General features: G+C 37.9%; 13 protein-coding genes. 9 read left to right on the top strand and 4 right to left on the bottom strand.

Features of this window, described 5'->3' with window-relative positions; all coding sequences use genetic code 11:
- The first annotated feature begins 11 nt into the window (after nucleotides 1-11).
- A complete protein-coding gene (gene mprF / locus HCJ30_RS13495) occupies nucleotides 12-2,609 on the top strand; it encodes a bifunctional lysylphosphatidylglycerol flippase/synthetase MprF (protein WP_185392607.1) in 2,598 nt (865 codons plus the stop codon).
- 20 nt (nucleotides 2,610-2,629) lie between these two features.
- Here mprF and HCJ30_RS13490 read toward each other — a convergent pair whose 3' ends face one another.
- Nucleotides 2,630-3,532: a TIGR01777 family oxidoreductase gene (locus tag HCJ30_RS13490; protein ID WP_185392604.1), complete on the bottom strand. Its 903-nt coding sequence runs from the start codon at nucleotides 3,530-3,532 to the stop codon at nucleotides 2,630-2,632.
- 97 nt (nucleotides 3,533-3,629) lie between these two features.
- Here HCJ30_RS13490 and recX point away from each other — a divergent pair, with 97 nt between their 5' ends.
- From recX to HCJ30_RS13475, 3 genes are read left to right on the top strand one after another with little or no spacing between them, the layout of a single operon-like run.
- Nucleotides 3,630-4,439, top strand: coding sequence for a recombination regulator RecX (gene recX / locus HCJ30_RS13485; RefSeq protein WP_185392602.1), 810 nt, complete (start codon nucleotides 3,630-3,632; stop codon nucleotides 4,437-4,439).
- A 1-nt stretch (nucleotide 4,440) separates the two neighbouring features.
- Nucleotides 4,441-4,674, top strand: coding sequence for a YfhJ family protein (locus HCJ30_RS13480; protein WP_008948041.1), 234 nt, complete (start codon nucleotides 4,441-4,443; stop codon nucleotides 4,672-4,674).
- Between the two features lie 11 nt (nucleotides 4,675-4,685).
- The gene (locus HCJ30_RS13475; RefSeq protein WP_185392600.1) at nucleotides 4,686-5,147 is read left to right on the top strand and encodes a dCTP deaminase/dUTPase family protein; all 462 of its coding nucleotides are present in this window, start codon (nucleotides 4,686-4,688) and stop codon (nucleotides 5,145-5,147) included.
- A gap of 30 nt (nucleotides 5,148-5,177) precedes the next feature.
- Here the strand turns inward: HCJ30_RS13475 and HCJ30_RS13470 are convergent, their stop codons facing one another.
- Nucleotides 5,178-6,158, bottom strand: a complete 981-nt coding sequence (locus HCJ30_RS13470; protein WP_185392598.1) for a metal-dependent hydrolase — start codon at nucleotides 6,156-6,158, stop codon at nucleotides 5,178-5,180.
- 200 nt (nucleotides 6,159-6,358) lie between these two features.
- On the opposite strand from HCJ30_RS13470, the gene mutY reads away from it, so the two are divergent.
- The 3 genes from mutY (at nucleotide 6,359) to ntdP (ending at nucleotide 8,888) form a co-directional block, all read left to right on the top strand.
- Nucleotides 6,359-7,456 carry an A/G-specific adenine glycosylase gene (gene mutY / locus HCJ30_RS13465; RefSeq protein WP_185392596.1) on the top strand — a complete coding sequence of 366 codons (1,098 nt, stop codon included), beginning with the start codon at nucleotides 6,359-6,361 and terminating at the stop codon, nucleotides 7,454-7,456.
- A gap of 3 nt (nucleotides 7,457-7,459) precedes the next feature.
- Nucleotides 7,460-8,206: an enoyl-[acyl-carrier-protein] reductase FabL gene (fabL, locus tag HCJ30_RS13460; RefSeq protein ID WP_185392594.1), complete on the top strand. Its 747-nt coding sequence runs from the start codon at nucleotides 7,460-7,462 to the stop codon at nucleotides 8,204-8,206.
- A 154-nt stretch (nucleotides 8,207-8,360) separates the two neighbouring features.
- The gene (gene ntdP / locus HCJ30_RS13455) at nucleotides 8,361-8,888 is read left to right on the top strand and encodes a nucleoside tri-diphosphate phosphatase (protein ID WP_003723875.1); all 528 of its coding nucleotides are present in this window, start codon (nucleotides 8,361-8,363) and stop codon (nucleotides 8,886-8,888) included.
- 41 nt (nucleotides 8,889-8,929) lie between these two features.
- Here ntdP and HCJ30_RS13450 read toward each other — a convergent pair whose 3' ends face one another.
- Together HCJ30_RS13450 and HCJ30_RS13445 are read right to left on the bottom strand one after the other, a co-directional pair.
- Nucleotides 8,930-10,018 (bottom strand): aromatic acid exporter family protein, encoded by a 1,089-nt coding sequence (locus tag HCJ30_RS13450; RefSeq protein WP_003739130.1) that lies wholly within the window; start codon nucleotides 10,016-10,018, stop codon nucleotides 8,930-8,932.
- Between the two features lie 106 nt (nucleotides 10,019-10,124).
- Complete coding sequence (locus tag HCJ30_RS13445) at nucleotides 10,125-11,423, bottom strand: glutamate-1-semialdehyde 2,1-aminomutase (RefSeq protein ID WP_185392592.1); 1,299 nt, start codon at nucleotides 11,421-11,423, stop codon at nucleotides 10,125-10,127.
- A gap of 142 nt (nucleotides 11,424-11,565) precedes the next feature.
- Between HCJ30_RS13445 and HCJ30_RS13440 the strand changes: the two genes are divergently transcribed.
- Nucleotides 11,566-12,507, top strand: coding sequence for an NAD(P)-dependent oxidoreductase (locus HCJ30_RS13440; RefSeq protein WP_185392589.1), 942 nt, complete (start codon nucleotides 11,566-11,568; stop codon nucleotides 12,505-12,507).
- A gap of 82 nt (nucleotides 12,508-12,589) precedes the next feature.
- A complete protein-coding gene (gene perR, locus HCJ30_RS13435; RefSeq protein WP_185392587.1) occupies nucleotides 12,590-13,036 on the top strand; it encodes a peroxide-responsive transcriptional repressor PerR in 447 nt (148 codons plus the stop codon).
- Nucleotides 13,037-13,379: the final 343 nt, after the last annotated feature.

The following is a 13,379-nucleotide window of genomic DNA, read 5'->3' as shown; positions in this document are numbered from 1 at the left end:
GAGACTCTGTTATGAAAGAAAAATTAATGCAAGCCTATGCTTGGTTTCAAAAAAATAGCACCATCGTCAAAATTGTCTTTATCACTTTTGTGATGGGATTTGTTATCTACGAAATTATTAATATTGCAACCGGAATTGACTATTCGTCATTAAAAGCCAATATCACTTCCCAAAGCCCAGAACAAATCTTTATTATGTTTATCGTCGGCTTAATCGCAGTGACACCAATGCTTTTATATGATTATGTCATTGTTAAGTTGCTACCCGGAAAGTTTTCCTCATCGCATGTCATTGCTTCTGGTTGGATTACCAATACTTTTACGAATATTGGCGGTTTCGGTGGGGTGTTAGGAGCCAGTCTAAGAGCAAGTTTCTACGGAAAAAATGCCTCTCATAAAGAAATTTTACTAGCTATTTCCAAAATTGCTTTATTCTTAGTATCCGGCTTATCGATTTATTGTTTAGTATCATTAGCCACACTACTCATTCCAGGATTTGCAGATCATTTTGTTAATTACTGGCCGTGGCTACTTGCTGGGGGACTTTATTTCCCTATTTTATTCACAATCACAAAATGGAAAAGTAAGTCACTGTTCGTCGATTTACCAATTAAAAGAGAATTAACTTTAATTGCAGCGTCCCTTTTAGAGTGGGGCTTTGCCTTTGGTTGTTTTGCTATTATTGGTACGTTGATGGGAGAACCAGTAGACATCTTCAAAGTATTTCCGTTATTCGTCATCGCTTCTGTTATCGGAATCGCGTCCATGGTTCCCGGTGGAGTTGGGACGTTTGACGTTGTAATGATTCTCGGACTAAGCCAATTAGGCGTTTCACAAGAGTTAGCGCTCGCTTGGATGCTGTTTTATCGAATCTTTTACTATATTATTCCATTCGTAGTTGGGCTGTTATTCTTCGTTCAAAAAGCCGGCAAACGAGTGAATGACTTTTTAGAAGGCTTACCATTACTATTTTTACAAAAAGTGGCGCATCGCTTTTTAGTTATTTTCGTCTATGGATCTGGTTTATTGTTAATTTTATCTTCATCTGTTCCAAACGCAATCTATCATGTGCCATTCCTGTATAAAATTATGCCATTTAATTTCTTATTTACATCCCAAATTACCATCGTTGCATTCGGATTTTTACTACTTGGACTTGCACGAGGGATTGAATGTAAAACGAAAAAAGCTTACATTATTACGGTTATTGTACTAGGTTGCGCGATTTTCAACACATTAGCTCGCGTATTCTCAATCAAGCAAGCTATCTTTTTAGGAATTGTTTTATTATGTTTATTCCTAGCTCGCAATGAATTTTACCGGGAAAAACTGGTTTATACGTGGAGTAAAGTAATTATTGATAGCATTATTTTCATTGTTTGTTTGGCAGGTTATATCGTTATTGGTATTTACAATTCACCAAATATCAAACATTCCAAAGAAATCCCAGACTATTTACGTATTGCCTCTGAACATCTCTGGCTAGTCGGATTTGTCGGCGTCTTTATCGCCGTCGTTAGTTTAGTCGTTATCTACATTTATTTATCCACAACAAAAGAAAAATTAGGCTCACCATTTGAAGCAGTCAAAGTACGCGACCACCTAGCAAAATGGGGTGGAAATGAAGTCAGCCATACTATGTTCTTGCGTGATAAACTCCTTTTCTGGGCGGCAAACGGGGAAGTGCTTTTCTCTTACCGAATTATCGCCGACAAAATGGTTATCATGGGAGAGCCAACCGGGAATATGGATAAAATGGAAGATGCGATTGAAGAAGTGATGATGAACGCGGATCGTTTCGGTTATCGACCAGTTTTCTATGAAGTTCGCGGTACGATGATTCCCTATTTACACGATCACGGTTTTGACTTTATCAAGCTTGGTGAAGAAGGTTTCGTAGACGTCCAAAACTTCACCATGAGCGGCAAAAAGAAAAAAGGCGAACGCGCGCTAATGAATAAGTTAGAACGCGAAGGCTATACTTTTGAAATAATAAATCCACCATACAGTCATGAAACATGGACGACGCTACGAGCAGTTTCTGATGAATGGTTGGATGGCAGAGAAGAAAAAGGTTTTTCACTTGGCTTCTTTGATACCTATTATCTCGAACAAGCACCAATTGCGATTGCTAAAAATGGAGAGGGCACTGTCGTTGGTTTTGCTTCAATGATGCCATCTTATACAGATGAAATGACATCCATCGACTTAATGCGTTATTCCAAAGAAGCGCCATCCGGTATTATGGATTTCCTTTTCATCAACTTATTCGAACAAGCCAAAGAAGACGGCTTTCAAACATTTAATGCCGGCATGGCGCCACTTGCGAATGTCGGGGAAAGTAAATATGCCTTTTTAGGAGAGCGATTAGCGGGACTTGTTTATCGTTATAGCCAAGGCTTCTACGGCTTCAAAGGATTACGTAATTTCAAATCCAAATATGTTACCGAATGGGAACAAAAATTTGTTGCCTTCAGAAAACGAAGCTCGATTGCTTTCACGATGTTACAACTAATGATTCTTGTTGGTAAAAAACGACCACTTGCAAACAACCAAGTCGTCCTTGATTTCCCGCTTGAAGAAGAAACAAAAAAACCAGACACTGAGTAAAATCAGCGTCTGGTTTTTTATTAATCAAGCAAATCATCTAACGCTTCTTGCAAAGTTTCAAAGCGAAATTCAAAATGATGACTCATTAATTTTTCCGGATAAGCACGCTGGCTGTCTAAAATAGTCATGGCACGTTCACCGAGAATAAATTTGATAATTTTTTTAGGGACGGGCGTTTTATATGGTTTATGCATCTTTTTCCCGAGCCGTTCTGCAAATTTCTTTTCTTGGACAGGATGTGGGGCAGTAAAATTAACGACACCACTTATCTCTTCATGATCAAAAATAAATAATAACGCCGCAACAACATCATCAACATGAATCCATGAATACCATTGTCTACCATTTCCAAAACGGCCACCCGTATAAGTTTGAAATAACTTTTCAAAAACAGGGAAGGAGCCACCGTCTGTCCCAAGTACAAGTCCAAAGCGCGCATAAACAACACGAATACCTAAATCACTCGCCGCACTCGCCGTTTTTTCCCATTCATAAACCGTTTTTCCTAAGAAATTATCGGCATAGTTATTTTCTTCTGTATCCAGATAAATAGTTGATTTAGAGGACGTATAAGCCCCAATTGCACTTGCATTAATCCACAGTTTTGGCTTGGAGTTCATTTTCTTCACAATTGATAGAAGCGCTGAAGTAGCTTCGATGCGGCTATTTACAATCACTTTCTGTCTTTCATAAGTCCATTTTTCATCCATCAAACCAGCGCCTGCAAAGTTAATACAAACATCCACTGGCAAATCGTCTAAATTAGGTAATTTATCATCATTCAACCATTCAATATAATGTACATTCGCGCGGTTTTTTAACTTTTGTCTCGTTAAAATGTAAAGTTCGTGATCAGATTTTTCTAACTCATGCACTAAATGGTCACCAATAAAACCCGTTGCGCCTGTAAGTAAGATATGCAATTTTATCACCTCTTCATTGTCCTAACTAGTTTATTCCCTTTTTAGTAGTATTAAAACCATTTTTTGCGGTATGATAGAGAAGAGAAGGAGGCGGATTATGAAAATCACGTCCATAAGTGTCCAGCAGAAAAACAAAGAACGCTACAACATTTTTATTGATGAAAAATACAACTTTAGTGTAGACGAAGAAGTTTTAGCCCGCTACCAACTAATGAAAGGAAAAACGCTAACAGAGGCTGAAATAGAAGAAATCAAACAAGCCGATATGGTTCGCAAAGGTCTTAATAAAGCAATTAATTTCTTATCTCACCGCGTCCGCTCGGAAAAAGAAATTCGCGATTATTTAAGAAAACAAGAAATGGAACCTTTTGCGATCGATGAGATTTTAAAAAAGCTAGCCGATATGGACTACATTAACGACGTCGAATTTGCGGAACTATACACCAAAACTCAAATCAAAACAACGCTAAAAGGGCCGCGAACCATCGAGCGCGAATTAGTCGAAAAAGGCTTAACACGAGAAATCATTAGCCAAGTTATCGAAGAATATTCCGACGAAGCACAACTCGAAAATGCCACCAAACAAGCAATCAAAATCATGAAACGTAACAATAAAAGCGCAAAAAAAATGCTCCAACAAAAAATCATCACCGATTTAATCCAAAAAGGCTATACGAGCGAATTAGCCAAAACAGCCGCCATAGAAGCGACAAGCGAAATAGACGTAGCCGATGAAGCAGATATCTTACAAAAACAAGTCGAAAAAACCATGCGTAAAAACAAACGCTACAAACCAAGTATCGCTAAGCAAAAAACAATCACATCGCTAATGCAGAAAGGTTTTTCTTATGATACAATTCAATCATACCTAACTGAAAATGAAATCAGTTTCGAGGAGGAAGAGTGAATTGTACACATATTTAGATGAACTAACGGCGGAATTAATGGCTAAAAACCCGCATTTAGATAAAGAAAAAGCTTTATGGTGGATTGAAATGCTTTGGTCCGATTTCGAAAGTTCCTATGCAAAAGCAGGCTACCCATACCGCGGTCCTGAATACGCGGCGGATTATGTTCGTCAGCAAATCGAGCGCCACGGTAGCTTTTTACATCAAGTAGAACGAAAAGACCCAAACAAATAGGAGTGAACAAAGTGAAAGTAAGAGGATTTGAAGTAGTTAATGAAGCAAGCAGAAAGTTTCCAGATCAAACGATATCTTTACCAATACGCGGCGACAAAGGATCAGCCGGCTATGATTTCTTCTCCAACGAAACAATAACTATCGCACCAGGAGAAAAACATATTTTTTGGACAGATATTAAAAGTTATATGCAAGAAGATGAAGTATTAAATATCCATGTTCGTTCTTCCATCGGCATTAAAAAAGGCTTATTACTATGTAACGGTACAGGAATTATCGATTCTTCTTATTATAGTAATCCAGGTAATGACGGCAATATCGGAATCGCCATCAAAAACTTCTCTTCCGAACCAGTAGCAATTGAAGCTGGTGAACGCGTCGCTCAAGGTGTATTCCAAAAATACTTAGTTGCAGATACAGATATCGTAGCCAACGAATCACGTGTTGGTGGTGTAGGAAGTACAGGTAGATAAATAAAAAAGACCCGGATTCCGGGTCTTTTTTTAAATACTAACAGGTGCTAGTTTTTTGTATAATTTTTCTGTCGAGAAAATCCAACCAGTGTATGATGAGATAATGTTTAAATCATCGTCTAATTTAACAACAGCTACAAATGGATAATGCCCATTACTACGATAACGTAAATCAGTAAAGGTAACATACGTGCCATCAAGTTTTTCTTCAATCCGCCAGTTGTAAACTTTGGAGAACGAAATGAAAGCAGCGAGGTTTTTGTCTTTTTTGGCAGAACGGATGATTTCATTATCTGGAACAGGTAACCGGTCAAATTTTTCGTAGATGGAGATGTTGCGTTTGAATGCTCGACCTACATAATAATGATCTTTCGTTGTTACTGCCACGCGCCACTGGAAGAAGTGGATGGTGGAAGCAATAATGATTTCTTCTGAATCTGGAATTAAGTTTTGAACCGCGTGTTTGATCATTCGCTGTGTAACGAATCTTGCCACATAATAAAGTGCCAAAATGACGTAGAGCGTGACAAACGTAGGTAGTGCTGGAGAACCTAACAACCAAGCCGCAATAGCAACTACATGAGAACCAAAAATGAACCAATCAAACGTGTTGATAAATCCAAATGCGACCCATGTTTCTTTAAACGGTCTGACTGCTTGTGTCCCGTAAGCATTAAAAATATCTACAAAAATGTGTAATCCCACCGCGATAAACGTCCATAACAGTAAATGAATAAACGTGGCCGCCGGGAAAAGTAAATATAATATGGATGAAATAAGTAATGGCCAAATGGCAAGCATCGGCAAGGAATGCGTGATTCCTCGGTGATTTCTAATATAATCAGCGTTGTTTTTAAGTTTTAATACAGTGTCAATGTCTGGAATTTGTGAACCAATAATTGTTGCTGTCATAATACCAATGGCAGCTTGAGAACTTCCGGCAACTACCGGGTCTACGGTTGCTAACGCTCCGAGTGCAATTCCCATTACTACGTGTGTGCCAGTATCCAATGACTTTGCCTCCTCTAAAATCGGTCTTAAAAAAATACAACTGGTGTTGCCTAAAAGAGCACAACACTATTCAATTAAGCCAGCATTCTGTATAATAGAAATCGGCTTAAGAATGGGTATACTATTTTATTCCCTGTCTACATTATACTACACATCCGGAGCAACACACATTAGAAATCTATTAGAATTACGAGGGGAAAATGAGAAAAATGAAGAGACTAACATGGGATGAAACAAAAATAACCGCTTTCCAAGAAGCACTCGTTTCCTGGTATGAAGCGAATAAACGCGTCTTACCGTGGCGTGAAAATACCGAACCTTACCGAATTTGGGTCTCAGAAATCATGCTTCAACAAACAAAAGTCGACACAGTGATTCCTTATTTTAATCGCTTTATGACTCAATTTCCAACGATGGAAGATTTTGTCCAAGCGGATGAAGCCGATATTTTAAAGGCTTGGGAAGGCTTAGGTTATTATTCTCGTGTCAGAAATCTTCAAACAGCGATGAAACAAGTAATGGCAGATTTTTCTGGTGTAGTTCCTAACGATTTAACAACGATTCTATCACTTAAAGGTGTTGGCCCATATACAGCTGGTGCCATTCTTAGTATTGCCTATAATCAAGCAGAACCAGCTGTTGATGGTAATGTAATGCGAGTTATTGCTCGTGTTTTAGAAATTAGCGAAGACATTATGAAAGCATCCACCCGGAAAATTTTTGAAGAAGTGTTGTATCAGCTGATTGACAAAGAAAATCCGTCCGCTTTTAACCAAGGTTTGATGGAAATCGGGGCGCTCGTTTGTACGCCGACAAAGCCAATGTGTATGCTTTGCCCGCTCCAACCGTTTTGTGAAGCGCATAAAAATGGTGTCGAAACAAATTACCCAGTGAAAATCAAAAAAGTAAAAACGAAAACCAAAGAACTATTAAGCATTATCGTTATTTCAGATGATGGGAAAATAGCCATCGAAAAGCGTCCAGAAAATGGATTACTAGCCAATATGTGGCAATTTCCAACCATCGAAATCACCAAAAAAGAAAATGACGAAGTAGCAAAACTACAATTTTTACATAATTATGGCTTAGATGTTTTACTTAAAGAGGAGCCAATTGCGCATATCAAACACGTTTTTTCGCATTTAGTTTGGAAAATGGACATTCGTGTGGCAAAACTTCAGTCAGCAATTCCAAATGAAAATTGGTATTTTGCGACAGAAGAAGAAATGAAGCGGCTTGCTTTTCCAGTACCATATCAAAAAATGTGGCAAGCGTGGAAAGATTTTAAGGGGGAGTAACAAATGAACAAAGTAGCATTAGTAACAGGAAGTAGTCGGGGGCTGGGAAGAGAAATCGCCATCGCGCTCGCAAAAGAGGGCTATGATATCGCGGTCAACTTTTCCAGAAATCGCAAAAAAGCAGAAGAAGTACAGCAAGAAATTGAACAACTTGGCAGAAAATGCACTATTTTTAAAGCAAACGTTGGTGACGTAGAAAAAATTAGAGAATTATTTAAAGCAGTGGACGAGGAATTCGGCCGACTAGATGTTTTTATTAACAATGCAGCGAGTGGTGTACTTCGACCATTGATGGAACTAGAAGAATCGCACTGGGACTGGACAATGAACATTAATGCGAAGGCGCTATTATTTGCTGGCCAAGAAGCAGCTAAATTAATGCAACGCCATCAAAGCGGGAAAATTATTAGTTTGAGCTCGATTGGTTCGATTCGTTATTTAGAAAATTATACGACAGTTGGGGTTTCTAAAGCAGCGGTAGAATCACTTACTCGTTATTTAGCGGTAGAATTAGCACCATTTGGCATTGCGGTTAATGCCGTTTCTGGCGGTTTAATCGAAACAGACGCACTTAACCATTTCCCAAACCGTGAAGAATTATTAAAAGATGCTGTCAGCAAAACACCGGCTGGACGAATGATTGAACCAAATGATTTAGTAAATGCCGTACTTTTCCTCGCTAGCGATAAAGCTGATATGATCCGCGGGCAAACTATTTTAGTAGATGGCGGCAGAACACTTTTAGTCTAGTAAAGCAAAATGGATGAAAATTAGCTATTTTGCATAAAAATCACTCTTTTTTTAGGAAAATGTTCCGTTTCAGCACGATATTGTTTTTTTGCAGTCTTGCCTTATGTTATAATAATAATGATTTTGATAGTACATGAGGAAAGTAGGATAAAGGATGTACTTACCCAAAGAGAAAGAAATAATACAGATCAAGAGCTACAAACATAACGGTAAACTTCATCGTACTTGGAAAAAGACAGTGGTGCTTAAATCTACGGAGAATATTATTATCGGCGGAAACGACCACACATTAGTTGTGGAAGCAGACGGACGTAAATGGGTAACGCGCGAACCATCTATTTGTTATTTTCATAGTGATTACTGGTTTAATGTGATTTCGATGATTAGAGAAGATGGCATTTATCATTACTGCAATCTAGGGACACCTTTTGCAGTAGATGAGCAGGCGCTGAAGTACATTGACTATGACCTCGATATTAAGGTTTTCCCAGATGGAAGGTTTCATTTGCTTGATGAGGGCGAATACGAACAACACCGTCGCCAAATGAAGTACCCGGACTCGATTGACCGGATACTTCGACATAATGTGGATGTGTTAAGTCACTGGATTTTGGACAAAAAAGGTCCATTTTCCCCTGATTACATTGACATTTGGTATGAAAAGTATAAAGAATACCGTTAAAAAAACGAGCTTTGGAGGTTATCTCCAAGCTCGTTTTTTGTTTATTCTTCATTAACATTAATATCGATTTGATTTTCTTCAGTATGCCTAAGTTTAAAACTATGAATCAATTTTTCTAAATAATCGATTGTCTCTTGATAAGCAAATATCGAGGCGATAATACGCATTAAGTGGTATTTATCCATCATATCCTCATATTCATCTTTTTCTGTTTCTTCCATCTCGCGCAAGAAAAGCTGCATTAAATCTTGGGGATCTTGTGCTAAATGAGATTCTACATATTCAAGATCAATCGAAACTTTATCAATATAAGTTAGTAAAAGTTGTTCATGTTTATCCGTTAAATAATCGATATGTTGGCGAATTAACTCTTGCTTATCTGGTGGCAACTGCAAATAATCATTTTCATAACGGTGTTGAATTTTTAAAAGCTCAAAACCTTTTTGAGAACAAAGCAGCATTTGCCTATAAACAGCAATTTTCCGACCTTTTGAAATGGCATTTTTCTTTAAAAAAGTACGCTCTTCTCGGTATAATCCATATAAGTTACGCGTTTGGTTTAGCTGTTTTTGCATCCATTCCATATCTTTTTTTAGAAGAGGGAAGTCTGCAGCATGACGCAAGTTTAATTTAATCCAACGAACAATCTCGCTATTCGTATTATAAATTAACTGAAACAATGAAACCTCATATTTTGGTGGTAAAAAGAACAGATTGACAATAAATGCGGCAAGTAAACCTAACATAATTGTCCCAAAACGAATAAGTGCGATTTCTAAAAAGTCATTACCAGGAGAATCCATCACGATGATGAGCGTCACAACTGCAAGCCCAATCGTATTCTCCAAGCGGAATTGCATTAATAAGGCAACACAGATAATCGAAGCAACTCCAATTAAAATAAAATCATTACCAATATAAAGTCCAAAAATAATTGCAATGATAGCTCCAATTACGTTCCCTTGTGCCCGTTCTAAAATAGTTCGATAAGACCTATAAATAGAAGGTTGGATAGCAAAAACGGCGGAAATGCCTGCCAGAGATGGAGAGGGTGAATTGCAAAGTTGCGCGATAAAAAGCGCCAATGTGATTGCAATACCAGTTTTCAAAATTCTAGCTCCGAATTTCATGGAAGGTTATTCCTTTCTATAGACTATTTGAGCGGGACATTTCGCATTTTCCCGCTCATTCTTCTTCTATTATAACGTTTATCCCCAGTTTATAAAGTAATATTACCTAGTTATCTTGAACCATTTTTCCAAAAACAGTATCAACTGCTGCGATTGTTTCTACAATGTCTGCTTCTGAATGCGCGGAAGTAATAAACCATGCTTCGTATTTAGAAGGCGCCAAGTTAATACCTTCTTCTAACATACCTTTGAAGAAACGACCGAACAATTCGCCATCGGTTGCACCAGCTTCTGCGTAGTTAGTAATCGCTTCGTCCGTAAAGTATACTGTCAAAGCACCAACAATCTGATTGACGGTAACCGCGATACCATGTTTAGCGGCTGCTTTTTCAATGCCATCTTTCAACATCGAACCATATTTTTCAAAGCGATCATATAACCCTTCTTCTTGTAAAACTTCGAGACAAGCAATCCCTGAAAGAATAGAAGCCGGATTACCAGCATGTGTCCCAGCTTGATACGCCGGGCCAAGCGGTGCCACTTTTTCCATAATATCAACTCGACCGCCATAAGCGCCAATCGGAAGTCCGCCACCAATAATTTTACCCATAGCTGTTAAATCAGGGATAACACCCAAATAATTTTGAGCCCCACCGTACATAAAGCGGAAAGCGGTGATAACTTCATCATAAATAACTAAAGAATCATTCGCATGCGCAAGTTCATTAACCGCCTCTAAAAATCCTTCTTTTGGTGCCACCATGCCAAAGTTTCCAACAATTGGTTCTACTAAAACAGCAGCAACTTGATCGCCCCAAACAGCTAATGCTTCTTTAAATGCCTCCAGATCATTAAATGGAACGGTAATAACTTCTTCTGCAGTAGATTTCGTTACCCCAGCAGAATCAGGAATCCCAAGCGTAGATGGTCCAGACCCTGCTTCCACCAACACTAAATCAAAATGCCCATGATAACAACCAGCAAATTTAATAATTTTATCTCTTCCAGTATAAGCACGAGCCACACGAATGGTTGTCATAACAGCTTCTGTCCCAGAGTTTGTAAATCGAACTTTCTCAAGCGAAGGGATAGCTTCTTTCAACATTTTCGCAAACGTTATCTCGTGTTTCGTAGGAGTTCCATATAAAACACCATTTTGCGCCGCTTTTGTAATCGCTTCTGTAATATGAGGATGTGCATGCCCAGTAATGATTGGCCCGAATGCCGCTAAGTAATCAATATACTTATTGCCATCCACATCATAAAAATAAGCGCCACTTGCTCGTTCCATTGTTACCGGAATTCCGCCGCCAACCCCTTTATTTGACCTAGATGGGCTATTAACCCCGCCAACTATATGTAAAAGTGCTTCATCATGCAATTGCTTTGACTTTGAATGATCCATTTCGTCATCTCCTCAAAAATTTAATACCTTCTATATTCTATGCGAAAAAATAAGATGCCGCAATCGAAAAAACAATATAATTGCCGATAAATGAAAAAAAGCATAAAATTAAATCATAGCAAAGGAAAGGAAGTGCGGCAAAATGAATATATTATTTACTTTAGATGTACCCGAACACCTGAAAACCTTGCAAGCGGAGAAATTTCCAGATGATACTTTTTATTATGAAAGCAACAATCATTTTGCCGATTTAGCAGAAATAGACGTCATCGTCACATACGGTTCCAACATTACAGAAGAAAAAATAAAACAAGCTAATAAATTACAATTAATTATGGTCTTCTCTGCGGGAGTGGATAGCTTGCCGAGAGAAATAATCCAAGAACGACAAATAAAAGTCGCAAATGTAAGAGGAATTCATGCAATACCAATGGGTGAATATGCACTATCTTTCATGCTATCTCACGTCAAAAAAGCCGCTTTCTTCTATAAAATACAAAAAGAAAAAAACTGGGCAAGCGAAGAACCGATTACAGAACTAGCCGGAAAAACATTAGTTGTCGCAGGCACAGGTGCTATCGGAGCAAAAGTGGCTGAATTCGCCAAAGCATTCGATATGCAAGTTATCGGCATTAACACAACAGGCCATCTCGTAAAACCATTCAGTAAAACGTATGCGATGACTGACATCGAAAAAGTAGCTCCTTTAGCCGATTTTTTTGTTAGTGTTTTACCACATACAGAACAAACAACAGGAATCTATTCGTTATCATTTTTTGAACAAATGAAAGAAAATGCTGCTTTTATCAACATAGGAAGAGGGAGTGCTGTGGAGCTAAATGTACTAGAACAAGCTTCCAAACAGCAGCTGATTGCTCATTTTTATTTAGATGTATTACCAGAAGAACCGCTTTCTGAAGACAATTACTTATGGCAAGCAAATAATGTCACAATCACTCCACATGTTTCGGGACATTCCGACAAATATTTAGAACGAAGCTTTGAAATTTGGTATGAAAATATCCATCTTTTGAAAGAAAATAAGCAATTACGCAATGAGATTGATTTAAGTAGAGGTTATTAAGCTATAAATTCTGCCATTCTATTGACAGTTAAGCGTTATTTCCGGTATTATAAAGATAATAATTATTTTTGGAAGGGAGTGCATGGCGGTGTCTAATGCAACTCTAAAAGAGGCAGTAGATGTCTTAAAGAAAACAGGAGTAAGAATCACTCCTCAGCGTCATGCTATACTTGAATTCTTAATTAACTCACATACACACCCAACCGCGGATGATATTTATCGGTCTTTAGAAGGTAACTTCCCAAACATGAGTGTAGCAACTGTATATAATAATTTACGCGTTTTCCGCGATGCAGGTCTAATTAAAGAATTATCCTATGGCGACGCTTCTAGTCGATTTGATTTTTCTACGTCTAATCATTACCACGCAATTTGTAATGTTTGTGGCAAAATAGTTGATTTTCATTATCCAGGTTTAGATGAAGTAGAGCATTTTGCAGCTCACATGACTGGCTATGAAATTGATAACCACAGACTCGAAGTATACGGTACATGTCCAGATTGCAAAGAAAAACAATCAAATAATTAAACAAAAACACTTGGCCTAGCTAAGTGTTTTTTTATGTTTCTTGCAATTTTTTTCATTTTTATTAAATTTTATGCATAATTCGGTTGACATATTTCTCAAAACTTGATATATTAGTTTTCGGCGCTACGATAGCAGCGATTTAAAAGAATTTTATTCATAAAATAATTTCAAAAAGTTGTTGACAGATAGTTGCTGAAATGATATGATTTAAAAGTCGCAAAAAACAAACGAAAACATTCGCGCATCAAGCGTGAAAGCGACTAACCGACCTTTGAAAACTGAACAAAGAAGAAGACGAAAAGCAATGAGACGTAAAGTCTCACTGGTAATCGCAGGGCAGAAA

Origin of the sequence: Listeria cossartiae subsp. cossartiae (genome assembly GCF_014224155.1) — a bacterium.
Lineage (GTDB): Bacteria > Bacillota > Bacilli > Lactobacillales > Listeriaceae > Listeria > Listeria cossartiae.
This window is presented reverse-complemented; position numbering and strand designations above follow the sequence as displayed.